The sequence below is a fragment of the Kiritimatiella glycovorans genome (assembly GCF_001017655.1).
In the GTDB taxonomy this organism is placed as follows: Bacteria; Verrucomicrobiota; Kiritimatiellia; order Kiritimatiellales; family Kiritimatiellaceae; genus Kiritimatiella; species Kiritimatiella glycovorans.
Window position 1 is genome coordinate 2,462,046 of record NZ_CP010904.1, and the last position, 23,360, is coordinate 2,485,405.

At 65.2% G+C, this 23,360-nt stretch carries 17 protein-coding genes and 1 tRNA gene; 7 read left to right on the forward strand and 11 right to left on the reverse strand.

Annotated features, from left to right (window positions below; genetic code table 11):
• Positions 1-14 precede the first annotated feature (14 nt).
• The 4 genes from L21SP4_RS10290 to L21SP4_RS10305 are packed head-to-tail and all read right to left on the reverse strand — an operon-like array spanning position 15 to position 6,398.
• On the reverse strand, positions 15-596 hold the full coding sequence (locus L21SP4_RS10290) for a hypothetical protein (RefSeq protein ID WP_052882572.1): 582 nt from the start codon (positions 594-596) through the stop codon (positions 15-17).
• Positions 597-628: 32 nt separating this feature from the next.
• Complete coding sequence (locus L21SP4_RS10295) at positions 629-2,677, reverse strand: ATP-binding protein (protein ID WP_052882573.1); 2,049 nt, start codon at positions 2,675-2,677, stop codon at positions 629-631.
• Positions 2,674-5,154, reverse strand: a complete 2,481-nt coding sequence (locus tag L21SP4_RS10300) for an ATP-binding protein (RefSeq protein ID WP_052882574.1) — start codon at positions 5,152-5,154, stop codon at positions 2,674-2,676. Before L21SP4_RS10300 ends, L21SP4_RS10295 begins: the two co-directional genes overlap by 4 nt.
• Positions 5,151-6,398: a beta-ketoacyl-[acyl-carrier-protein] synthase family protein gene (locus L21SP4_RS10305; RefSeq protein ID WP_052882575.1), complete on the reverse strand. Its 1,248-nt coding sequence runs from the start codon at positions 6,396-6,398 to the stop codon at positions 5,151-5,153. The genes L21SP4_RS10300 and L21SP4_RS10305 overlap by 4 nt, the downstream gene beginning before the upstream one ends.
• A 157-nt stretch (positions 6,399-6,555) precedes the next feature.
• On the opposite strand from L21SP4_RS10305, the gene L21SP4_RS10310 reads away from it, so the two are divergent.
• The 4 genes from L21SP4_RS10310 to smc are packed head-to-tail and all read left to right on the forward strand — an operon-like array spanning position 6,556 to position 13,055.
• Positions 6,556-7,836 (forward strand): OmpP1/FadL family transporter, encoded by a 1,281-nt coding sequence (locus L21SP4_RS10310; protein ID WP_082116700.1) that lies wholly within the window; start codon positions 6,556-6,558, stop codon positions 7,834-7,836.
• 21 nt (positions 7,837-7,857) lie between these two features.
• Positions 7,858-9,054, forward strand: coding sequence for a hybrid sensor histidine kinase/response regulator (locus tag L21SP4_RS10315; RefSeq protein ID WP_052882577.1), 1,197 nt, complete (start codon positions 7,858-7,860; stop codon positions 9,052-9,054).
• An 11-nt stretch (positions 9,055-9,065) separates the two neighbouring features.
• Entirely contained in the window at positions 9,066-9,449 is a 384-nt protein-coding gene (locus L21SP4_RS10320; protein WP_052882578.1) for a response regulator, read from the forward strand.
• Between the two features lie 51 nt (positions 9,450-9,500).
• Positions 9,501-13,055 (forward strand): chromosome segregation protein SMC, encoded by a 3,555-nt coding sequence (gene smc / locus L21SP4_RS10325; RefSeq protein ID WP_052882579.1) that lies wholly within the window; start codon positions 9,501-9,503, stop codon positions 13,053-13,055.
• A 73-nt stretch (positions 13,056-13,128) separates the two neighbouring features.
• Here smc and L21SP4_RS10330 read toward each other — a convergent pair whose 3' ends face one another.
• From L21SP4_RS10330 to L21SP4_RS10355, 6 genes are read right to left on the reverse strand one after another with little or no spacing between them, the layout of a single operon-like run.
• Positions 13,129-15,588: an ATP-dependent Clp protease ATP-binding subunit gene (locus L21SP4_RS10330; RefSeq protein WP_052882580.1), complete on the reverse strand. Its 2,460-nt coding sequence runs from the start codon at positions 15,586-15,588 to the stop codon at positions 13,129-13,131.
• On the reverse strand, positions 15,585-16,643 hold the full coding sequence (locus L21SP4_RS10335) for a protein arginine kinase (protein WP_052882581.1): 1,059 nt from the start codon (positions 16,641-16,643) through the stop codon (positions 15,585-15,587). Before L21SP4_RS10335 ends, L21SP4_RS10330 begins: the two co-directional genes overlap by 4 nt.
• The gene (locus L21SP4_RS10340) at positions 16,640-17,167 is read right to left on the reverse strand and encodes a UvrB/UvrC motif-containing protein (protein ID WP_052882582.1); all 528 of its coding nucleotides are present in this window, start codon (positions 17,165-17,167) and stop codon (positions 16,640-16,642) included. Before L21SP4_RS10340 ends, L21SP4_RS10335 begins: the two co-directional genes overlap by 4 nt.
• Positions 17,164-18,030, reverse strand: coding sequence for a branched-chain-amino-acid transaminase (gene ilvE, locus L21SP4_RS10345; protein ID WP_052882583.1), 867 nt, complete (start codon positions 18,028-18,030; stop codon positions 17,164-17,166). The genes L21SP4_RS10340 and ilvE overlap by 4 nt, the downstream gene beginning before the upstream one ends.
• Positions 18,031-18,076: 46 nt before the next feature.
• Entirely contained in the window at positions 18,077-18,787 is a 711-nt protein-coding gene (locus L21SP4_RS10350) for an ABC transporter ATP-binding protein (protein WP_052882584.1), read from the reverse strand.
• On the reverse strand, positions 18,780-20,009 hold the full coding sequence (locus L21SP4_RS10355; protein WP_052882585.1) for an ABC transporter permease: 1,230 nt from the start codon (positions 20,007-20,009) through the stop codon (positions 18,780-18,782). The genes L21SP4_RS10350 and L21SP4_RS10355 overlap by 8 nt, the downstream gene beginning before the upstream one ends.
• Positions 20,010-20,103: 94 nt before the next feature.
• Between L21SP4_RS10355 and L21SP4_RS10360 the strand changes: the two genes are divergently transcribed.
• Together L21SP4_RS10360 and L21SP4_RS10365 are read left to right on the forward strand one after the other, a co-directional pair.
• Positions 20,104-21,402: a Mur ligase domain-containing protein gene (locus tag L21SP4_RS10360; protein ID WP_052882586.1), complete on the forward strand. Its 1,299-nt coding sequence runs from the start codon at positions 20,104-20,106 to the stop codon at positions 21,400-21,402.
• 642 nt (positions 21,403-22,044) lie between these two features.
• On the forward strand, positions 22,045-22,260 hold the full coding sequence (locus L21SP4_RS10365; protein ID WP_052882587.1) for a hypothetical protein: 216 nt from the start codon (positions 22,045-22,047) through the stop codon (positions 22,258-22,260).
• Positions 22,261-22,291: 31 nt separating this feature from the next.
• On the opposite strand, the gene L21SP4_RS10370 is transcribed toward L21SP4_RS10365, so the two are convergent.
• A tRNA-Val gene (locus L21SP4_RS10370) sits at positions 22,292-22,365 on the reverse strand.
• 278 nt (positions 22,366-22,643) lie between these two features.
• Between L21SP4_RS10370 and purN the strand changes: the two genes are divergently transcribed.
• Positions 22,644-23,297, forward strand: coding sequence for a phosphoribosylglycinamide formyltransferase (purN, locus tag L21SP4_RS10375; RefSeq protein WP_201774626.1), 654 nt, complete (start codon positions 22,644-22,646; stop codon positions 23,295-23,297).
• Positions 23,298-23,360 lie beyond the last annotated feature (63 nt).

Here is a 23,360-nt window from a genome sequence, read left to right on the forward strand (position 1 = left end):
GGGGCAGGATACGATCACGGGCCTTCGCTGCGGGATTCACGGTCGAGATCGAGGGCGTATTCCACCTCTTCCGCGGTCAGAGGACTGGTGACGCCCTCAAACGACTCGAACAGTTCCACCGGTCGGGTCGCCGACGGCTCTGCGGTTCCGGAAGGGCGCGCGGCCGGCTCCGGCGGGGGGGTGCGGGTCATCGCCAGCCAGCCTGCGGCGGCCATGACGGCGAGGACCACGATGAGGACCGCCAGCAGGTTGAGGGTCCGCTCCGAGCGCCGCAGCCGGGCGGCCATGGCCTCCTCGCTGCGCCTGCGCTCGTCGAGCTGGCCGCGGATATGTTCGAGACATTCGAGCGCGGCCGGGATCCGGTCGAGGTTCTCCGCCACGCGGTCCTGGAACTCGCGCTGGCGCCGCAGGTGGGACTGCACCGACTCCACCAGCTCGGCCATCCGGCGGTCCGTCTCTCCGGAGGCCTCCCCCCCGCCCGCGGCGGGAAGTCCGCCGCGTTTCCGGGCGGAGTCCGGTTTGACCGACGTCCACCCGCGGCTGGTCCTGTGTCCGGCACCCGTGAGTTTCCGCCACCAGCGGGTCCAACGATTCATGCGACACCTCCCGCGGCGATTGTACGGCCGCCTCAGCCGGTCTCCCGTGCGAGGGCGTCTTCCGGGGCGGTCTTCGGGTTCCCGTCTGATCCGGGGACGTCCCGCTCGACCGGAAGCGTGACCGACACCCGCGTTCCCTCCTGCCCGGAATCCACCTCGATCTTACCGTTATGGTCGACGACGATTCTTTTCGCGATGGGCAGGCCGAGTCCCATACCGCGGGCCTTGGTCGTGCAGAAGGGGGAGAAGAGTTTGGCGCGGAGTTCCTCGGGAATGCCGGCGCCGTTGTCCTGCACCGTAACCAGGACATACTCGCCCGACTCGCCGGCGGACATCCGGCGTGCCGTCACGCCGATGCGCGCGTCCCGGCCCGACTCCACCGCCTCGACGGCATTGACGACCAGGTGGCGCAGACATTCGCTCATCGCGGAGGCGTCGCCGGTGAGCACGGGCAGATGGTCGTCCACATAGAGGTCCAGGCTCAGGCCTTCCGCGTTACGGTCCTGCATGGCGCGCCGCACGGCCGTCTGCACGACGGGCCCCGGGGCGAAGGGCTCGTACTTCGGATTCGGGGGGCTGGCGAAATGGTTGATCTGATCGATGATCTGGTTGAGCCGGTCGACCTCCCGTTCGACGTTGAGGCTGAACTGATCGCGGAATTCGGGGTCGTCGTACCGCTCCGGGAGAAGCTGGGCGAAGGTTTTGATCGCGACCAGCGGATTACGGATCTCGTGCGACATGCTGGCGGCGAGTTCGTTCCAGAAGGCGACGCGCTCGAGCTGCTCCTCTTTCTCCTCGAGCCGGCGCTCTTCGGTGAGGTCCTTGATCAGCGCCACGGCGCCGACGCAACGGCCGTCGTCGAGCAGCCGCCGGGTCTCCGCCGAGAAGAGGCGCTGCGTGGCCGGATCGCTCCACTCGACCGGGTGGTGGATCTCCTCGCCGTCGAGCGCGCGGCGGAGGATATCGGAGAGCCGGCTGCCGAAGATTTCGACCGGCATCCCGCACACGCTCCCGGCCTCGACGCGCAGCGCGGTCTGGGCCGCCCCGTTGCACCAGCGGACTTCGCCGTCCTCGCCGATGGCGATCAGCCCGGCGGGGATCGACTCCAGCAGGGTTTCGCCCAGCGCCTCGCGCATGCGGGTGTCCTCGTGCTGGAGCGCGTTATCGACCGTCGCGCCGATATGGTCCGTACAGGTGGACAGGTATTCCAGGTCCTCGGCGCTGAACGGCCGCCCGGTGATCCGCGCGCCGAGGAAGAGCCACCCTTTGACTCTCCTCCGGCCCGAGAGCGGCATGATCAGCTCCGCGCCCATTTCGTGGAGGGCCTCGGCGACCATTTCGCGATCCATCGGGTCTTCGATCGTCTCGAGCGAAGAGCGCAGGACGGCCCTCCCGTTCCAGTCCAGCCACTGCACAAACCGGTCGCGGTCGGAGAAGTGGAGGCTTCGCAGATGATCGGAACACCGGTGGCCGCCGCGCAGGCAGTAGGTACCTCCGTCGCGCAGGGCGCAGAAGATGCCGGCGCGCGTGACCTTAAGGGCGGACGCCAGCCCGTCCATCAGACTGTCGTAGAGAGCCGCAGGGTTCTCGAAATCGCCCATCGCCCGCGAGAGGTGGCGCAGGATATCCGAGGAGGGCGCGGTCTCCTCCGGGCCGGGCCCGGCGGCCGGGGTCTCGCGGCGGCGGATTTCTTCGCGCAATACGCGATTTTCGCGCTGCAGCTCCAGTCGGCGGTGCGCATCCTCCACGATCCGCCGGAATTCGTAGGGCTCGAACTCGAGCGGCGAAACGGCGAAGACCTCGAGTTCGCGCGCCTCGCGCACGGGCGCCGAGCGGGCCTCGCCGAGCGTGATGACCGGCGCATCGGGATGCCGTTCGCGGATTTCGCGAAGCACATCGAGCGCCTCGGGGGCGCGGAGGTCGAGCACCACGACGCGGTGTGGGGTCCGGTAGAGGGCGCGGCTCAGTTCGGCGGCGCTGCCCGCGGCGCGGACTTCCGCCAGCTCGTGGAGGCTTCCGGTCACCCGCACGCGGACCTCGTCCTGCGCGCAGTAGAGAAAACAGGAGGGGCGCTGTTTCATGAATCCGGATCCCCCTCGTTTACAGTTTCGAACGAGATAAAGAAGCTGGTTCCCTCGCCCTGCGCGCTGCGGACCTCGACCTCGCCTTGATGGTCCTTGATGATCCCGTGGGCCACCGGAAGACCGAGTCCGGTCCCCTCATCTTTTCCGGTGAAGAAGGGGTCAAAGATACGCGGGACATCCTCCCGGGGTATACCGCACCCCGTGTCCGCGATTTCCACGCGGACCGCTGGCCGTCCGTCCCGCCGCTCGTTGCGCGTCTCCATGCTCAATACCCCACCTTTTTCCATAGCCTCGATCGCATTCAAGCAGAAATTGAGGAAGGCTTGAATGAGAAGCGAGGCGTCGCCGCGGATCAGATCGTTGGAAGCCTCCCACCGGGTGCGCGATTCGATGCCTTTCTGCTTCATGTTTTCCGCGACGAGGCTCTGCACGCGCTGCAGGATCTCCTGCAGGTGCACCGGGACCAGATGGGGGGGCTGGGGGCGGGCGAAGCGCAGCAGCTGATTGACCGTATTGTCGATCCGGCCCACCTCGTGCCCTACGAGTTCCGAGAAATTGCGGCGGAAGTCCGGGTCCTCGTAGCGTTCCGGCAGGAGCTGGGTGAAGGTCTTGATGGTCACCAGCGGGTTCTTGATTTCGTGGGCCATGCCCGCGGCGAGCGTACCTGCGCTGGCCAGGCGGTCCGACCGGCGCACCTGCTGCTGGAGGCGGTGCACGGCGCTCACATCGTGAAAGACCAGCAGCCCGCCCAGCCGGGCTTCGCCGCGCCCGGTAATCACGGCGGCCCCGAGCCGCAGGTGGTATTCTTCGTCCGCCGTCGAGCGTATGAGGGTATCGCAGTCGCGGCGCCCCTTCCCGGTGGCCAGCGTCTCCTCCATAAACTCGTTGAGGGGTTCGGGCAGTTCGGAGCAGGGCGAGCCGAGCAGGGCGCTCGAGGGGACCCCGGTGATCCGTTCCGCCTCGCGGTTGAAGATACTCACGCGGCCCCGCGAATCGGTGGCCGCCACGCCGGTGACCAGGTGTTCCACCAGGAAGTCGTTGTAGATCTTGCTGTTCTGGACCTCCGTGTAGAGCTGGGCGTTTTCCACCGCCACCGCGAACTGGTTGCAGAGGCTCTGCAGGGCATTCTGTTCGGGGGAGCCGTAGATGCGTTCCGATCGTCGCGGCCCCAGCAGCAGCATCCCGCGCAGGTACCCCTTGGAGTAGATGCCGATGCCGATCGCCATCCCGAGGGCCTGGAGCTCCGCGCAGGCCGCGGCGCGCTGTTCCGTGGTGCGCAGCCGTCCCTCGATCTCCGGAACGAGCGGTCTGCGCTGCTGGGAGAGCACGCGCACGACCGGCGAATCCTCGGCCAGCTCGAGCGGGTTCTCCTCCTTCAGTTCGGGCGGGGGGCGGTAGAACCCGTCCGGCTGGCGGAAGAGGAACATGCCGCGCTCCGCATCCATGGTCCTCAGCACCAGCCCTGACGCCTGGTTCAGCAGCGAGGGCAGTGTGGACACCGTCCGCAGCAGGTCCGAGGCCCGCCGCATCAGTTCCGCCGTGTCGATATTTCCGGCGTCGTCGAAGAGCTTACCGGTCATCCGGTGAACACGGTCCTTGAGGGGCGGAGCGAAAATGGCCGTGACCACCGCCGCCACGCAACAGGCCACGATATCCGGCATCGCGAACCAGCCGGTAAAGAGGAGGTCGGCGACCCACCACGAGAAGAGAAAGATCACCGCGAGATAGGCGGAGAGCACGATATAGCCCAAGGCCCGCTGCAGGAGGTGTGACACGTCCATGATCCGGTGGGTGGCGATCCCGTAGGCGATGATTACATTGAGCAGAATTACGCCGTAGGGTGCCAGCGGGGCGGTTTTCGAACTCCCACTGATCGCGGGTATGATAATTCCCAGCGTGATCCCGGTACTGATCCCCACGATGGCGCCCAGGCATACGAACTTGAGTTCCACCTGCCGGATCGACTTCGTGCTGCGGATATCCCGGATGAAGTGCCGGATCAGCACCGCCACCAGTGCGATATACATCAGGGAAAACAGGTGGAACAGCGGCCCGTAACGCGGTTCGGCAAACACCACGTTCAATTCGGTGTCGCGTGTCAGCACTACCTCGCGGATGAAAAGGTCGGTTCCGCAGAGCAGGGCCGCCAGGAGGTTGACGAGGATGAAAATTCCGGAGCGGCGCACGCTATGCCAGAAGCCTTCCGATTCGTCGAGCAGCGAGAGTCGCAGCAGGAAAAAGGCCGTAGGCACGAGAATGCAGACCCGGGAGGCCTGACGGATCCAGAATTCGGCATCCTCCGCCTCCTGCGCATTCAGCACCATCCACTGACAAAACAGCCAGAGCGCGATGATCACCGAAAAAAGCAGGTAGCGCCGATTCGCCCTGCGCCCGCTGTTGGTGAAAAACACCAGCAACCCGAGGGCAAAAACGGTGATCGTCGCACTTAGAATGGAGAAGTGAAAAAAGTTCATGGTCGGGTCACGCGGCTTACCACCAGGGAGCTGTTAATACCGCCCATGCCGTGCACGTTGAGCATGGCACAATCCGCGCGGTAGCGACGCGGTCGCAGGGGCACGTAATCCAGATCGCAGGCGGGATCGGGCTCCCTGTAATTCGCCGTCGGGGGAACAAGGTCGTCCCGAAACACCCCCGCGCAGGCGGCGAGCTCCAGCGGGCCCGCGGCCGCGAGAGGGTTGCCCGTGACCCCTTTAATCGAACTCACCGGTATCCGGTAAGCCCATGGACCGTATACCGCCTTGATGGCCTCCGTTTCGCGCTGATCCAGCTCCGGGTCGCTGGGGCCGTGCGCGCAGATATAGTGCACGTCCCGTGGCGCGGTCCCGGCGGCGTCGAGGGCCTCGCGCATCGCGTCCTCGAACCCCGACCCCACGGCCTCCGCCGAGCGATCCAGCCGGCTTCCCCATCCCAGGAGTTCCAGGCGCGGCTCCGCGCCCCGCGCCATGGCGTGGACGAGCGACTCGACCACGAAAAACGCTCCTCCCTCGGCCATCACACCACCCTCCCGCCGCCGGTCGAACGGGCAGCTTCGCGTGGCCGCATTCACGACCCCCCCGGGCACCATGCGGGTGCGGCCGAAACACGCAACCGTCAACGGGTTGATCGGGGCGTCGACCCCCCCGGCCAGGACCAGGTCGCTTCGCCCCTCCCGGACGACCGACGCCGCCTCGGCGAGCGCGTCCATCCCGGCTGCGCACGCCGTCGAAACCGTCATGGCGCGCGTGTTCAGCCCCATGTGCTCGGAGATGGCAGTAGCCACGGCATGCGGCTGACAAGCTCCGACGATATGCGGACTGACCTTGTTCGGGCCGCGGCGCGACATCTGTTCCTTACCCTGCTCAATCACCTCAATGGCACTGGTGCTTACGCCCACATAGATCGGAAGAAGCGAGCCGCTCTGGAGATCGGCCGATTCCCCGACCCGTGCGTCCTTGATCGCCATGCAGGACGCCGCAAGGGCAAACTGCGTGTGACGCCCCATGCGCTTCGGCTTAACAGGAAAAGGAATATGAATCAGGGGATCAAATCCGTCTACCTCGCCGGCAATCCCCACAAAATGTTCGGATGCATCAAACAATGAAATAGGCCCGATGCCGCTCCGTCCTTCGAGGAGGGCGGACCAGAAGTCCTCGACGCCGATACCGTTCGGCGCAAGAACCCCTATTCCCGTGATGACGACTCGTCGCGCGTCGACCAAGCCCTTCTCCCCTAAAGGCAGCGAAGCCTCCGGACCGTAAACCACCGCCCCCTGGCGGAAACATTTTACGGCTTGTCCGTATCATCCCGCCTGTGCTATCAAAACCCCCGTCGGAACGGTCAAGCCCGAAGCCTAAGCAACCCGGGAGAGGTGTACAATGTTTTATTTGCACGCGTCCAGATGGTCGACGACCCCCCGAATGGTCCGTGTTCTGCTGTGTGTCGCGGCGCTTATCGCGGCGGGGTCCGCTTTCGGGGACGGCTACCGCAATCCTCCTCCGACGGCGGAGGGGATCGGCAAGGGGGGCGCGAACCGCGCTTTTGTCGACGACGCCTCGGCGATCTTCTACAACCCGGCGAACCTGATGTTCCTGGAGCGCCCCGAAGTGGTGGGCGGCGTCACGATAGCCCGCGCTCACGGCGACTTCGACCCCGACAACCTCGCGGGATCCCGCGAATCCGAGGACCCGTGGCAGGCGATGCCCAACGTGTTCGCCGCCTGGCCGATGCCGGAGAGCGGCCTCGTCTTCGGCCTCGGCATCTCCACGCCCTACGGGCAGTCGGTGGAGTGGGACCGGGATGCGTTTTACGCTCCCATGACCCCGTCACTCTACCGCGCGGAGATGAAAATGGTCGACTTCGCGCCCACGGCCGCGTGGAAATTGAATGACAACCTCTTCTTCGGTGCGGGCGTCAACATCATGTACTCCACCTTCGACCTCGACCAGAACGTGCCGTGGAGCGATCTGCCCTCTCCGCCGTTTACCGGTCCCGACAGCACCGGCGAAATTGAAAGCGACGGCATGGGACTGGGCGGGAATGCCGGCATGACCTGGCTGATCACGGAACGCCAGCGCATGGCCTTTACGTACCGCTCCCGCTTCCAGATCGAATACGACGGCGACCTTCATGTCGGCAATTTCCAGCCCGGCGGGTACTTCGCGGCCGCCTCCAGCGATTTTTCCACCGACATCCAGTTCCCCGATACTTTCGCGCTGGGCTATGGCGTCCGCGTGACCGACCGGATGAACCTGGAATGCAACGTGGAGTGGCTGAACTGGAGCAGTAACGACGAGGCCGTGTTCGACCTCGGCAACAACGGTTCCCTGCCGGTCAACTACGACTGGGAAGATACGTTCACCTATGCACTCGGCGCCGACTGGTCGCTCGACGACCACTGGACCGCCCGGTTCGGGTACGCCTACATAGAGAGTCCCGTCCCGGACCACACCTACAGTCCTTTCTTCCTTGAGGAGGATCGTCACGTCCTGAGCACCGGCATCGGGTACCGTGCGGGCGGGCACCGGATCGATCTGGCCTACGCCTACAGCCTCTACGACGAACGCGACGTGAACACCAACACGGAAAACCCCCTCTACGAAGGTGAGTACGAGTACGACTCCGATCTGCTCGGCCTGACCTACGCCTACACCTTCTGATCAGCGGGAGCACGAGGATTCATGGCCACCGGGGAACCACAGGGCAAAGTGCTCGTGATCGACGACGAGCAGGGACCGCGGGAAAGCCTCAAGATGGTTCTCAAGGGGCCTTACGAGGTCGTCACCGCCGATCACGTGGATGAGGGCCTGCGCAAATTCGAAGAGGAAAACCCCGACCTGGTGATCCTCGACATCCGCATGCCCGGCCGCAACGGCATCGAGGCGCTCAAAGAGATCCGCGAACGGGACTCGGAAGTGGCCGTCATCATGCTCACCGGCTACGGGGCGCTCGAGACCGCGCAGCAGGCGATCCGGCTCGGCGCCAACGACTACCTGGAAAAACCCTTCGACATCAACAACATCAGAAAAATTGTCGACACCAATGTGGCGCATACGCGGCTCAACCGCCGCCGGAACCGTGCCGAACACGAGCTGGAGTCGCTGACCGAGCGACTGCAGTCCGAGATTGGCGTGAAGGACAACATGGCCTCGCTCGGCGTGGCCTCCGCCGAACTGGTGCACGATATCCGCAACCCGCTCACGGTCGTCCTCGGCTACGTCCAGCTCATGATGCACCAGCTCGGCGAACTGAGCACCGGCGATTCAGAACGCGACTCGCAGGATCTCTCCGAGTATCTCGGTGCGATCGAAAAAAATGCGCGCTACTGCGCCAAGCTGGCCGAGGACTGGCATATGCTGGGGCGCGGCGAGCACGATTCGGTCGAGCCGGTGGCGATCCCCGGGCTGCTGCGCGATGTGGTCGAGAACGCGCAGGCGGTCGATCCCGAGGCCGCGATCCGGCTCGAGATCGAGTCCCCCGAAGACGACCTCACCTGCCGTGCCGCCCATATCCAGCTTCAGCGGGCCCTGCAGAACATCGTCAACAACAGCGTCCAGTCGCTCCAGGGGCGCGACGTCAGGAACGTCGACATCCACTGCAGCCGCAACGGCGACGGACAGATCCGGATCGTGATCGCCGACACCGGCTGCGGAATCGCCCGCGAAACGCTCGAGTGGATTTTCGAGCCGTTCAAGACCACCAAGAAGGGCGTACAGAAGGGAACCGGACTCGGCATGTTCATCACCAAAAAGGTCATCGACCGCCACGGGGGGCGGATCGAATTCGAGAGCGAAGAGGGCCGCGGAACCACGGTTACCGTGCTGCTTCCCGAGCGGCCGCCGGATCACATGGACGAGGGAAAAAACGCAGACGCGTAAAGGGGGCATACATGGGGGACGAAGCGCGGAACATACTCATTATTGACGACGATCCCGACATCCGGCGGCTGCTGGAACAGTTTCTGGCGAGGGAAGGTTATAACATCCTGACCGCCTCCACCGGCGCGGAGGCCGAACAGATCTATCTGGAAAACCCTCCCGACCTGGTCATCACCGATATCATCATGCCGGATCGCGAGGGGATCGAGACGATCCGCGAGATGCGCCGCATGTACCCGGAGATGACGATCGTCGCCATCTCGGGCGGGGGACGCATCGATTCGCAGGACTACCTGGTGCTCGCCCGAAAACTGGGCGCCGACCGGACCTTCGGAAAACCGTTCGACCTCGCTGAAATGCTCAACTATATCAGAGAAGCGCTCGGCGATGCGTGAACCGCACGCACGCCCCGGCCTTCCGATCCGCACTCCGGAGGATAACGACCCGTGTATCTGAAATCGCTCGACCTGTTCGGATTCAAAAGCTTCGCCGAAAAAACCCACCTCGACTTCGAACCCGGCATGACGGCCGTCGTCGGCCCCAACGGCTGCGGCAAGAGCAACGTGGCCGACGCCGTGCGCTGGGTCCTCGGCGAGCAGCGCCCGACCATGATGCGCGGACAGTCGATGGAGGACTGCATCTTCAACGGCACCGACTCCCACAAGGCGCTGAACATGGCGGAGGTCAGCCTCACGATCGGTGACTGCCGGACGGAACCGAATTTCGAGTACGATGAGGTATGCCTGACCCGGCGCGTCTTCCGCTCGGGCGAAAGCCAGTACTTCCTCAACAGGCAGCCCTGCCGACTGAAGGATCTTCAGCGCCTGTTCATGGATACGGGCGTCGGCACGGACGCCTACTCGATCATCGAACAGGGAAAGATCGACCGTGTACTGAGCTCGCGCCCCCAGGACCGCCGCGCCGTCTTCGAGGAGGCCAGCGGGATCACGCGGTTCAAGAACGACAAGAAGGAGGCCCTCCGCAAACTCGAACGCACGGAGGCCAACCTGATGCGGCTGGCCGACGTCATTCGCGAGGTCAAACGCCAGATCATCTCGCTGCAGCGCCAGGCGGGCAAGGCGCGCCGGTACCAGGAGCTGCGCACGAAGCTGCGCGCGCGCGATATCCACCTCTCCAGACTCCGCCGGGACCGTCTGGCCCGCGAACTGGAAGAGCTGCACGAAAAATTGAAGGAACTGGACGGAGCGCTGGAGGCGAAACACGAAGAACAGCGCAAACTCGAGGAGCAGTCCGCCGGCTTCCGGGAACAGCTCGATCGGGCCGAACAGCAGGTGGCCGAACGGAATGACGCCTACCTGAAGGCGCGCCACGACCTCGAGCGCTCGCTGGAAACGGTCCGGGTGAACCGGGAGAGAATTTCCGAACTGCGGTCGCTCGCCGAACAGCAGAACCGCGAATCCGACGACGCGCAAAACCGGCTTGAAGAACACCGCAAAGCGCTGGAGACGGCGAAAGGGGAACTGGGCGGGGCGGAAGAAACCGAACGCAGCGAAACCGGACAACTCGAAGCGGCGCGCGGCCGGCAGACCGAGATCGACCGTCGGCTGGAGAGTCAGCGCGAGACGCTCGGCGAACTCCGCAACCAGAGCATGGAGTGCGAGAGCGAGGCCACGCGCCTGCGCAACCACCTCCAGGAACTGGAAGAACGGGACCGGCGCGAGACGATGCGCCGGGAGCGGCTGACGGCCGAGAAGAGCGAGCACGAGCGCAGCCTTGCGGCCCACCGGGAGCGACGCGAAGAGATGGCGCAGACGCTCGAACACCTGCGCAACGAGGTCGGCAGGGCCGAAGCCGAACTCGAACAGGCCCGCCGGGAGGCGGAAACGCGGCGCGAACAGAGGAGTCAAATCGAAGCCGGGCGACAGGAGGCCCTGACCCGCTGTGCCGCCATCGACGCCCGCCTCGAAATGATCCAGGAAGCGGAGTCCGGCGGCGAGGACTACCCTGCGGGATGCCGCGCCCTGCTCCACCCGCCCGACGGCGCGGAACCGCCCGGCGAGGTGCTCGGCCCGCTGGCCGATTTCGTCCGTACGGACCCCGCGGTTCAGCACGCCCTCGAGGCCGCGCTGCGGCCCTGGCTCGACGCACTGGTCGTGCGCGACCCGGAATCGGCGACGGCGATGATCGGCTGGCTGCGCCGCGGCGAACACGGTTCGGCCCGCCTGCTCTGCGTCGACGGCCCCGAGGCGCCGCCCGAACCCCCCGGACTGCCGGGCCGCCCGCTCAGCGAATGCGTGACCTGCGAACCGCACACCCTGCCGCTGCTGCGGCGCCTGCTCCGCGGCATCCGGCTGGTGGACGAACTGCCGGACCGCCCCCGCGACCTCCCCGCCGGGGCGGTGGCGGTGACCTCCGACGGGCGCCTGGTCTCCGGCCGCGGCGAGGCCGAACTCTGGATGCCGCGTGACGACCAGGCCTCGCCCGTGGCGCGTCGCCACCTGCGCGAATCGCTGGAGCGCGAACGGGAGGAACACCGAACGGCGATCGCCGGCCACGAGACCTCGATCCGCGGCCTGGAAGAGGAGGAGTCCGCGGGGCGCGAACGTCTCAAAAGCCTCGAACATACCCTCGAAGAGAGCCGCCGCCGCCTTTCGGTCCAGGAAGGCGAAAAACAGGTGATCGATCGCGAAGCCGAAGAAGTGCGCCGCCGACACGAGACGGTCGAGGCCGAACTGGAACAGCTCCAGTCGAAGAGTACGCCCGCCGAGGCCGAACGCGCAGACCTGCGGGAACGCATGCGCGCACGCGAGGCGGACCGCGAACACCTCGTGGAGCGCATCCGCGCCGCCTCCGAATCGCTCAATGAGATCGAACAGGAGCGCGGACGGGCCATGGAGGAGACCACCGAGCGGCGCATCGCCCACGCGCAGGCGCGGCAGAATGTCGAACAGTGCCGCGCACGCGTGCGCCAGTTCGAGGCCCGCATCGGAGAACTCGAGGAACTCATCCGCAACCGGACGGAGGGGAGCCGCGAGTATGTAGACCGGACCCGTAAGCTGGAATCGGAGGTGACCGCGGAAGAGGAACGCCAGGTGCAGCTGCGCGAACTCATCGAGTCCGGCCGCAGGGAATGGGAGACGGCCAGGGAGGAGCGCGAACGGATCGCGGCCGAGGCACGGCGCGTGGAGCAGGCGCAGCGGGAGTTGGGACGCAAGCTGGAGGAAATCCAGGAGCAGCGGTCAAAACACGACCTTCAGCGCGCCGAAAAGCAGATGCGACTCGACAACCTGATCGAACGGGTCACCTCCGACTGGCATATCACCGCGGAACAGATGGACGAAGAACCCCCGCCGGAATGGGACACCGAAGAAACACCGAACGAGGAGGCGCTTGAATCCGAAGTCGCGGAGATGCGCGCCAAACTCGATTCGATGGGGCCGGTAAACCTCGTGGCCATCGAGGAACACCGCGAACTCGAGGAGCGCTACGCGTTTCTGCAGCAGCAGCAGCAGGATCTGACCTCGTCCAAAGAACAGATGATGGAGCTGATCCGGAAGATCAACAAGACCTCGACCGAGAAGTTCACGGAGACCTTCCACGCGGTGAACGCGAACTTCCAGCAGACTTTCAAGCAGCTCTTCGGCGGCGGGAGCGCCAAGCTGGTACTGATCGACGAAGAGGACGTACTCGAATCCGGCATCGAGATCATCGCCCGTCCCCCCGGCAAAAAACTCCAGAGCATCTCGCTGCTCTCCGGGGGCGAGCGCACCATGACCGCCGTGGCGCTGCTGTTCGCGCTTTACCTCGTCAAGCCCAGCCCCTTCTGCCTGCTCGACGAACTGGACGCGGCGCTCGACGACGCCAATATCGGCCGGTTCGTGAAGGTCGTGAAGGGATTCCTGGAAACGTCGCAGTTTATCGTCATCACCCACAACAAGCAGACGATCGCCGCCTCCTCCACCATCTACGGCGTCACCATGCCGCAGAAAGGCGTCTCACGCATCGTGTCGATGAAGTTTGCGGACTACGAGGGGGAATAGACCATGAAGGCCGGTTGAGGGGCGGGGCTCTCCCACTCAGGTTTCAGGTTTCTTGCTCAGCCCCGCCCCGTCTTCACCCCACCGGAACAAACTCGATACCCTCTTTCCCGGCGCGGGCTTCCACCGTCTCGGCGTCCTCGAGCCTGCCGCGCAGGATGGCGTCGGCCAGCCGGTCCTCGACCTCGCGTTCCACGGTGCGTCGCATCTGGCGCGCACCATAGGTCGGGTCGAACCCTTTTTCGATGAGGTATTCCTTCGCCGAATCCGCCAGCCGCAGATCGACCTTGCGTCCCGCCAGGCGGGTGCGCACCCGCTCAACCTCGTTATCGAGAATCCGCTCGATGTGCGTGCGGTTGAGCTTGCGGAAGACCACGATATCGTCGAGACGATTGATCAGTTCCGGTTTGAAGACGTTGCGCGCCTCGGAGAGCATCGTGTCCTTGAGCTTCGCGTAATCCATCTCGCCCGAGATCTGGCCGAATCCCATGCCCCCGCCCTTTTTGACCAGCTCGCCGCCGAGGTTGGACGTCATGATGATCACCGTATTCCGGAAGTCGACGCTGCGCCCGAGGCTGTCGGTCAGACGGCCTTCCTCGAGGATCTGAAGCAGCATATGCATCACGTCGGGGTGGGCCTTTTCGACCTCGTCGAAGAGGACCACCGAATACGGCCGGCGGCGGACTCTTTCCGTGAGCTGTCCGCCCTCCTCGTGGCCCACGTAGCCCGGGGGCGAACCCACCAGCCGCGAGACGTTGAACTTTTCCATGTACTCCGACATGTCGAGCTGAATCAGCGCGTCCTCGTCGTCGAACACGAACCGGGCCAGCTCCTTCGCCAGCATCGTCTTGCCCACACCCGTGGGGCCGAGAAAGATGAACGATCCGATCGGCCGCGTGGGATCCTTGAGGTCCGCGCGCGAACGACGCAGTGAGCGGGCAATGGCGGTGATGGCCTCGTCCTGCCCGATGACGACGCGGGAGAGGGTGTCCTCCATCTCGAGGAGCTTCTTCATCTCCGCCTCGCCCATTTTGGCGACGGGCACCCCGGTCCACTTGGAGACCACCACCTTGATCTCCTCGTCGTCGATCGAGATCGTATTCTCCTCGCGCTCCCGGCGCCATTCGTTGACCACCTCGTCCAGCTTCTCCTTGGCGCCGCGCTCCCGGTCGCGCCAGGAGGCCGCCTCTTCGAAATTCTGGTCCTGGATCGCCTGATCCTTGTTCCGCCGGGCCTCTTCGATCTCGTCCTCCAGCTTCCTGATTTCCGGGGGCCGCGTCATGGTGGTGATCCGGCCGCGCGCGCCGGCCTCGTCGATCAGATCGATCGCCTTGTCGGGCAGGAAGCGGTCCGGGAGGTAGCGGGCCGAGAGTTCCGCGGCCGCCTTGAGCGCCTCGTCCGAGAACCGGGCGTGGTGGTGCTCCTCGTACTTCGAGCGCAGCCCGCGCAGGATCTCCACCGTCTCCTCGATCGTCGGTTCTTTCACCGTGATCGACTGGAACCGGCGTTCGAGCGCGGCGTCCTTCTCGACGAACCGCCGGTACTCCTTGAGGGTCGTGGCCCCGATACACTGCAGCTCCCCGCGGGAGAGCGAGGGTTTAATGATGTTGGCCGCGTCCATGGCGCCCTCGGCGCTGCCGGCGCCGACGATGGTATGCAGTTCGTCGAGGAACAGGATGATATTGCCCATGCGGCGGATTTCATCCATCACCGCCTTGATCCGCTCCTCGAACTGACCTCGGTACTTCGTGCCCGCGACCATGAGCGCCAGGTCGAGCTTGACGACTTTGCGGTTCGTGAGCAGGTCGGGCACTTCGCCTTCGACAATATTCTGGGCGAGACCTTCCGCGATCGCCGTCTTGCCGACCCCCGCCTCGCCCAGCAGTACGGGGTTGTTCTTGGTCCGGCGGCAGAGGATCTGGATGACGCGCTCGATCTCCTCCTTGCGCCCGATCACGGGATCGAGTTCGCCCTTGCGGGCCTCTTCCGTCAGGTCGAGGCCGAAGGCGTTCAACGCGGGGGTCTTCGACTTGCCCTTCTTCTCCTTGCGCGCCGTGCCGAGTTCGGGACCCGGCGCCTCCTCCTCGTCGCCCGGCTCATAGTTCGGGTCGAGTTCCTTCATCACCGCCATGCGGCTCTCTTCGAGGTCGATGCCGAGGCTCTCGAGCACGCGCGCGGCCACGCCCTCGCCCTCGCGCAGCAGGCCGAGCAGGATATGCTCGGTGCCGACGTACGTATGCCCCAGCGACTGCGCCTCGCGTCCGGCGAGGGCCAGCACCTTCTTCGCCCGCGGCGTGAAGGGGATGTTGCCGATCGTCTTCATCTCCGGACCCGTGCCGACGGCCTTTTCCACCTCCATGCGGAGGGTCTCCAGCTCGACGCCCATCGACTTCAGCACGCTGACCGCCACGCCCTGGTCGAGGCCGATCAGTCCCAGCAGGATGTGTTCGGTGCCGACATAGCCGTGGTTGAACCGCTCGGCTTCCGCGCGGGCGGCCTGCAGTACCTTCTGGGCTCTGGGGGTAAAATTATTCATGTCTGTTCCTCTCCGCGCAGCATACTCCGGATCAGCCCCGCGCGTACCCTGTCCCTTTCGCCGGAGGGCAATGTCTGCTTTTCGATCCGCTGCAGATGCGCCGGCTGCGTATGCACGAGAAGCCGGTCGATCTGCTCGCGGCGCGCGTAATCGATCATACCCAGATCGCAACCGAGCCGCAAGGCGGACAGCAGATCCAGCGCCTCCTTGGAGCCCAGGATGCGGGCGTGGGAAAGGATCCCGTAGGCCCGGCCGATATGATCCTCGAGCACCGTCTCGCGGGTCTCGAAAAGCCGTTTGCGGGCGTTTTCCTCGTGTTCGACCAGCTCCAGCGTAATCTGTTCAAGATGGTCGACGATGTCCTCTTCGCGCTTGCCGAGCGTGATCTGGTTGGAAATCTGGAACATGTGGCCGGCGGACTCCGTCCCTTCGCCCCACAGGCCGCGCACGGCCAGCCCGATGCGGGAGACCCCTTTGAGCACCGGGTTCATCTCCTCCATCAACACGAGGCCGGGCAGATGGAGCATGACACTGACGCGAATTCCGGTGCCGACGTTCGACGGGCAGGCCGTAAGGTACCCGAGCTTCGGCGAAAAGGCATAGGTGACTTCGCCCTCCACGCCGTCGTCGAGCTCATTGACCTCGCGCCACACTTCGTGAAGCGCGATCCCCGGGCGGATCACCTGCATGCGCAGGTGGTCCTCCTCGTTGATCATGACCGAGGTCCTTTCATCGGGGCTGATCAGCACTCCGCTGCCCGCGGCGCGCGCCACCTGTTCCCGGCTGATGAGATGCCGCTCGTACAGCAGTTCGCGGTCGACGTCATCCAGCTCGCCCATCTCCCACGCCGCCGCGCCGGCGATCCATTCATGGCTGAGAAAGAGTTCGCGCAGACCGCCCCATAGGCGGACGCGGTTCTTCTCCCCGGCCCAGTCCGGGAACCGTTCCCCCTTCAGGTTCCGCGCAAGGCGCGCCCGGCTGCTTATGACGGGGCCCTCGCGGAGGCCCGTCTCGAACCACCCCTCGCGGCGGCCGATCAGTTCCTCCGGATTCATTCGCTTTCGCTCCCCTCTTGCGAACCCAGCGCGCGCACTTCGTCGCGCAACTCGGCCGCCTTCTCGTATTCCTCGCGCGCCACCGCCCGTTCGATCTCCTTCTGCAGGCGGGCCAGCTTTGCGTTCCTGCGGGCCGCCGCCCCGGCGCGCGCCGGGATCTTGCCGGCGTGCTGATTGCTGTGATGCATGGCGTTGATCAGCGACATGATTTCGCCCATGAAGGTATCGTAACACCGCGGACAGCCGAGGCGGCCGATCCGCTTGAAGTCGGACCGCCGCATGCCGCAGTCCGGACAGGCCAGCTCCAGTTCCTCGCCTCCGCCCGGAGGGGACGCCTCTTCGCCGCCGGCCGATTCGCCCTGCCCCAGACCGAACAGGATGTCGGTGATCGAAATCGGGCTCTGCACGTCCCAGCCCTTCTTCTCCGCGCAGGACTCGCAGATGTGGATCTTCTTCACGACGCCGTTCACCACCTGGGTCAGGTGGATCGTCGCTTCCTTCTGATGACAGAATTCACACTTCATATCGGATCGCCGCTGTCCGCGATCACCCGCTGGAACCGCTCGAGCAGTTCGCCGGTGACCGGCCCCGGCTCTCCCGTCCCGATCCGGCGGCGGTCGATTTCCACCACCGAAATAAGCTCGGCGGCCGTACCCGTCAGAAAGACTTCGTCGGCCGTGTAGAGATCGTAGCGCGTCATCACGCGCTCCTCGACGGGATACCCGGTTTCGCGGGCCATCTCCATCACCTTGCCGCGCGTAATGCCCTCCAGCGCTCCGCACCACGTGGGGGGGGTGGCGAGCACGCCGTCGCGCACGGCGAAGACGTTATCCCCGGAGGCCTCGGCCACGTACCCCTGCGGATTCAGCATCAGGCACTCCATCACTCCGGCGTTGATGGCCTCGATCTTGGCCAGGACGTTGTTGAGATAATTGAGGCTCTTGATACGCGGGTTGATGGCCTCCACGTGATTGCGCGCCGTGCCCACGGTCACGATCTTGAGCCCGGTCTCGTACAGTTCCTTCGGATAGAGCTGGATGGCGGCGGCGATGATGATCACCTGCGGGTCTTCGCAGTTGTAGGGGTTGAGCCCGAGGGTGCCGCACCCGCGCGTCACTACCAGCCGGATGTAGCCGTCGCGGATGCCGTTGGCGCGGCAGGTCTCGAGCACGGCCTCGCGCATCGCCTCCCGCGTCATGGGTATTTCCAGCGCGATGGCGCGCGCCGAATCATAGAGCCGGTCGACATGCTCGCGCAGCAGAAACACGCGTCCGTTGTAGGCGCGGATGCCCTCGAACACCCCGTCGCCGTACAGCAGCCCGTGATCGAACACGGAGACGCGCGCCTCCTGCTCCGGAACCATCTCGCCGTTCATGTAAATCTGCATACCGTCCGCCTTTCCTCGCCGGGACCGAAACACCTGACCGTCCACGTTATCCTTCCAGCACACCATCCTTCAAGACCCGTTTGCGGCCGCAGTACGCCGCCACGGCGGGGTCGTGCGTGACCAGCAGCAGGGTGCGGTTCCGCTCTTCCGCGAGCTGGAGCAGCAGGTCCAGCACGCGGCGACCCGCCCCGGAGTCGAGATTGCCGGTGGGCTCGTCCGCCATCAGGATGTCCGGTTCATTGATCAGCGCCCTCGCGACCGCGGCGCGCTGGCGCTCCCCGCCCGAGAGTTCGGCGGGCCGGTGATCCATCCGATCCTGCAGCCCCACCCGCTCGAGAAGCTCCGCGGCCCGCTCGCGCGCCCGGGCGGGGTCCGGCCGCTCCAGCGCGAGGTCGGGAAGCATGCAGTTTTCGAGCACGTTCATCTCGGGCAGGAGATGGTAGGACTGGAATACGAAACCCAGCGACCGCGCGCGGAAGCGCGCCCGCCGCGCGGCGCTCAGCGCTCCGATCTCCGCACCCCGGAACAGGACCCGGCCCGAGGAGGGGGTGTCCAGCCCGCCGAGCAGATAGAGCAGCGTACTCTTGCCCGCTCCGCTCGCACCGGTAATCGCCAGCGACTCGCCGGCCTGCACCGAGAGCGACACGCCGTCGAGCACCGTCAGCGTGCGCGACCCCGCGCGAAACAGCCGGGAGAGCCCCTCCGCCCGCAGTACCGCGTCGCCGTGCCCCGGGGTCCCCTGCCGCGTCTCATTCATACCGGATCGCCTCCACGGGATCGAGACGCGCCGCGCGCCAGGCCGGCAGCAGCCCGGCGAGCGTGCAGATCGCCATCACGAGCGCCACCACCGCCACCACATCCGTCCAGACCGTGCGGGCCGGGATCTCCGCGAGCTGGTAGAGTTCTTCGGGGAGCAGTTCGACCCGGAACCGCGAGGAGAGCGCCCGCAGGAGTCCGTTCCGGTAGCGGAGGATCAGCGACCCGAGTCCGAGCCCCAGCAGCGAACCCGCCGCGCCCTCCATCCACCCCAGCCACACGAAGATACGCATGATGCGCCCGCCCGAAAATCCGAGCGCCTTGAGCAGGCCGATCTCGTGGGTCTTCTGCACCGCCAGCGTGATCAGGGTGTTGGTGATGCCGAAGGCCGCGACGATGGTGATAAAAATGAGGAGAAAGAACATCATGTTCTTCTCCACGTTGAGCGCGGAAAAGAGCTGGCGGTTCTGTTCCATCCAGGTAACGGCGGAGTACGCCCCCCCCAGCGTCTCCTCGATCTCCGCCGCGGCCTCCGGCGCGCGGTACGGGTCGCGGGTGCGCACCCGTACGCGGTGCACCCCCCGTTCGACGCCGTAGAGGTCGCCCGCGGTGGCGAGCGAGGTGAGCATGTAGCCGGCATCGAACTGGTACATGCCGACATCGAAGATGCCGCTGACCGTGAGCTCGACCGGGAGCATGATCTCGTCCTCCATCGCGAAGCTCTGCGGCGAGATCACCACCAGCACCTCGCCGACCCCCACGCCGAGGCGCGAAGCCAGGTCGGCGCCCAGCACGGCCTCCCCGTAGCCCGGATCAAAGCGGCCCGCGGTCACGCTCTCGGGTATGCGGCTCACGCCGGGTTCGAGTTCCGCGTCCACCCCCATCAGAAGCGGCGTGAAGACCCGGCCGCGATGGCGCACAAAAACCACGCCTTCCAGCGCCGGGGCCGCCCCCGTCACGCCCTCGATCCCGCGAATCCGCTCCATGAGCGGGCCGGGCTCGTCTATCTCGCCGCCCCACCGGGACACCGAGACATGGGCGTTGAAATCCAGGATCCGGTCCCGCCACATCTCGTCGAATCCCGTCATCACGGACAACACGACGATCAGCACCGCGCATCCGAGCGTCACCCCCAGCACGGAGATCACCGTGACCGCAGAGAAGAAGCTCCTCCGCGGACGCAGGTACCTCAGCGCGAGAAATAATGAAAAAGACTTCCGCATTCCATCGTCCGGATGTTGGGTCCGTAAGCCCGTTTATACCCTGCGCCGCGCCGGAAATAAATGGTATGAGTCTGAAAAGACACCGGAAGGGACTATGAGCAGGCTTCATTTCACGGGAATCGGAGGGGTCGGCATGAGCGCGCTGGCCCGCGCGGCCCTGCATCTGGGCCATGCCGTCAGCGGCTCCGACCGGACACGGGACCGCGGCGTGAGGACGCCCCTGCTGCAGGCGCTCGAATCCGAAGGCGCACGCCTCTTCCCGCAGGACGGTTCGGGCGTAACCCCGGAGACCGACGCGCTGGTCATCAGCTCCGCGATCGAAGCGGACAATCCGGAATGGACGGCGGCGCGGCGCCTGGACGTCGCCGTCCGCGGCCGCGCGGAACTGCTCGCGGACTTCTGTCGCGGGTCGGAGCTGGTCGCCGTGGCGGGAACCGCGGGCAAGACCACGGTGACCGGCATGCTCGGTCATATCTTCCGCCATCTGGGCCGCAGCCCGAACGTGTACTGCGGCGGCGAAATGCTCGCGGAAAACGGGCGGCGGCTCGGAAATTTCCTGCCCGGCTCGGAGCCGCTCTGGATTGTCGAGACCGACGAGAGCGATCGCTCGCTGCTCAAGTTCAGCCCCGATCATGCCGTGATCACCAATCTCGGCCGCGATCACTTCGACCTCGACGAGGTCCGCGAGCTGTTCGACCGGTTCGCAGCCGCAACCCGGCGCACGCTCGTTACGGACGGCGCACGGGAAGCGGCGTCGATCGAAACGCGCGCCCGCGGCGCGGGAACGGCCTTCACCTGGCGGGGCATGGAGTACACCCTTCCGCAGCCGGGGCGGCACAACGTCGAAAACGCCGTGAACGCGATCCTGCTCTGTGAGGCGATGGGATTCGCAGCGGAGTCGGTGCGCGACGCCCTCGCATGTTTCGGCGGCATCGCCCGACGGCTCGAACGCGTCGGGACGCGGAACGGCCTTCCCGTCTACGACGATTATGCCCACAATCCTCTGAAAATCCGCTCGGCATGGCGGACGCTGAGCGAACGGTGTGGACGGGTGGTCGGATGGTGGCGCCCGCACGGCTACGGCCCGCTGGCCGACCTGGCCGGAGCGCTGGAAGATACCTTCGCGGAGGTCTGCCGCCCCGATGACCGGCTTCTGGTCCTCCCCGTCTTCTACGCCGGCGGCACGGCCCGCCGACGGCTGAAGACGGACGACTTCGTGAAACGGCTGGCCGCCCGCGGCGTTCCGGCTGAATTTGCGGGCTCGTACGAAGCGCTCCACGCCCGCATCGGGGAACTGACGGGCGGACCCGGCGCCGGGGACACCATCCTGCTGGGCATGGGCGCGCGCGACCCCGAACTGGAAATGTTTGCAAGACGGGTGGCGTGCGTTTGATTGGCCCCTTCACCGGGCCGCCCCGTTCCGAAGCCGCGCCGCAACGCCGCCTTCTGCGCGCCCCTTGGTCAGCGCCCGCCGTTATCCGCTCCTGAAGCGCTCCACTCCCCGCAAGCGGAACCCCAATCCACGCCCTCGACCAACCATCGTTCCACGGCATCGATCCATCGTCGCTTCGCTCCATGGATAAAAGAAAGGCGCGCGAAGCAACTGGCAATAAGGGACAGCCAGATCAAATTGACGTTCTGATTGTGAACTTCAGACTCCCGCATTTCATTTGGGTGATGCAAATTGTTCCAGCGATTCTCATTATGGCTTCACCCTTTTCGGTCGGGGTGGCACCCGACCCTCCCAGTGCCCGAAAATGCGTCGGATATCGACTCGGGAGGGACGGCTGCCACGCCGTCCGCGGTCGGAATGCGGCCATAATGAGAACTGCTGAAATTGTTCCCTTGTGGCTGTACAAGAAGGGCTTTTGCGTGTCAGAAATAGTGTTTGATCAACGTCTGGCCACGAAGAGGATGGCCTCCTGTACATGCGAGTAGGCAGTGATTTCTCGACGGCGGAGAAAGAGGAGAAGAACGTTGAGCGTGCACGCGAGGTGTTCCCTCTTTATCGACACAACCTGGGAGAAAGCGTGATATGAGTGACAAAGAAGAGATATTGGATGGCTTCTGCCTAGACCCTGGGGAGTTCTTCAAAGACTCTGATTCCTGCACGATTCATGCGGAAGTCATGGAGCATGTCCGAAAAGAGCGTTCCGAGCAGTTTGTGGATCCTCGCCAAGTTCGGGACAATCAAGACTGGAGTTTTCTGGCCGACAAGGTCGTTGGCTCAGAGCTGCAGCCAACTGCATAGTACCCGTCTGTTTGAATTTCCGAAATCTGCATGGGCGGTACAGGATTCGAACCTGTGACCTACTGGGTGTAAACCAGTCGCTCTAACCAGCTGAGCTAACCGCCCGTCCTCTGCATCGGCCGATCAGGGTAGGTCAGACGCCGGAAAGCGTCAAGCGGCGGACGCGCCGGGACAGCGATTCTCATTATGGCTTCACCCTTTTCGGTCGGGGTGGCACCCGACCCTCCCAGTGCCCGAAAATGCGTCGGATATCGACTCGGGAGGGACGGCTGCCACGCCGTCCGCGGTCGGAATGCGGCCATAATGAGAACTGCTGGCGCCGGGACCCTCCCGCTTTTCTTGCCCAAACGGGTTCTTGATCACCGGGCCTCGCGGGAGTATGCATGGCGGAGCGCATCAGCCACAGGGAGACGCCCATGCTAAACCTAGCCGTATTCGGATCCGGAAGCGGAAGCAACCTGCAGAGCATCCTCGACGCCATTCGTGCAGGCCGTCTCGACGCGCGCCTGCGCTGCGTGATTTCCGACGTTCCGGACGCGTATATCCTGGAGCGGGCGCGCTCGGCCGGCATACCCGCCGTCCATCTCGACTGCGCTCCCTTTAAAACGAAGCTCGACGGCGAAGCACAGCAGCGGGCGATCGAACTGCTCTCGGAGCACGGTGCCGACACGATCGCGCTGGCCGGGTTCATGCGTATCGTCAAGTCCGGTCTGCTCGATGCCTATCCGCGCAGGATCGTCAATATCCACCCCGCCCTGCTCCCCGCCTTCCCCGGGCTGGAGGCCTGGAAACAGGCACTGGACTACGGCGCCAAGGTCGCCGGCTGCACCGTCCATTTCGTCGACGCCGGCATGGATACCGGACCGATCATACTGCAGCGCGCCGTGGAGGTACACGACGACGACACGCCGGAGAGCCTCCACGCCCGCATCCTTGAGCAGGAGCATGCCGCCTACCCCGAAGCCCTTCAGCGGCTCGCGGAGAACCGGCTCCGGATGGAGGGGCGGAGGGTCGTTCTGAGTGTAAACCCTGAGTGAAGCGATGCCTCAGTACTCCGGGCCCGGGGTTCCGCTCCCCCGGGCCGGCTTACGTCTCTCTTA

What these genes read in the sequence shown, in the direction of transcription:
- ilvE (WP_052882583.1), bottom strand. Translation starts at nt 18,030, where the DNA reads ATGCAGATTTACATGAACGGCGAGATGGTTCCGGAGCAGGAGGCGCGC.
- L21SP4_RS10365 (WP_052882587.1), top strand. Translation starts at nt 22,045, where the DNA reads ATGAGTGACAAAGAAGAGATATTGGATGGCTTCTGCCTAGACCCTGGG.
- L21SP4_RS10330 (WP_052882580.1), bottom strand. Translation starts at nt 15,588, where the DNA reads ATGAATAATTTTACCCCCAGAGCCCAGAAGGTACTGCAGGCCGCCCGC.
- L21SP4_RS10315 (WP_052882577.1), top strand. Translation starts at nt 7,858, where the DNA reads ATGGCCACCGGGGAACCACAGGGCAAAGTGCTCGTGATCGACGACGAG.
- L21SP4_RS10340 (WP_052882582.1), bottom strand. Translation starts at nt 17,167, where the DNA reads ATGAAGTGTGAATTCTGTCATCAGAAGGAAGCGACGATCCACCTGACC.
- L21SP4_RS10360 (WP_052882586.1), top strand. Translation starts at nt 20,104, where the DNA reads ATGAGCAGGCTTCATTTCACGGGAATCGGAGGGGTCGGCATGAGCGCG.
- L21SP4_RS10300 (WP_052882574.1), bottom strand. Translation starts at nt 5,154, where the DNA reads ATGAACTTTTTTCACTTCTCCATTCTAAGTGCGACGATCACCGTTTTT.
- purN (WP_201774626.1), top strand. Translation starts at nt 22,644, where the DNA reads ATGGCGGAGCGCATCAGCCACAGGGAGACGCCCATGCTAAACCTAGCC.
- L21SP4_RS10310 (WP_082116700.1), top strand. Translation starts at nt 6,556, where the DNA reads ATGTTTTATTTGCACGCGTCCAGATGGTCGACGACCCCCCGAATGGTC.
- L21SP4_RS10350 (WP_052882584.1), bottom strand. Translation starts at nt 18,787, where the DNA reads ATGAATGAGACGCGGCAGGGGACCCCGGGGCACGGCGACGCGGTACTG.
- L21SP4_RS10320 (WP_052882578.1), top strand. Translation starts at nt 9,066, where the DNA reads ATGGGGGACGAAGCGCGGAACATACTCATTATTGACGACGATCCCGAC.
- L21SP4_RS10295 (WP_052882573.1), bottom strand. Translation starts at nt 2,677, where the DNA reads ATGAAACAGCGCCCCTCCTGTTTTCTCTACTGCGCGCAGGACGAGGTC.
- L21SP4_RS10355 (WP_052882585.1), bottom strand. Translation starts at nt 20,009, where the DNA reads ATGCGGAAGTCTTTTTCATTATTTCTCGCGCTGAGGTACCTGCGTCCG.
- L21SP4_RS10290 (WP_052882572.1), bottom strand. Translation starts at nt 596, where the DNA reads ATGAATCGTTGGACCCGCTGGTGGCGGAAACTCACGGGTGCCGGACAC.
- L21SP4_RS10335 (WP_052882581.1), bottom strand. Translation starts at nt 16,643, where the DNA reads ATGAATCCGGAGGAACTGATCGGCCGCCGCGAGGGGTGGTTCGAGACG.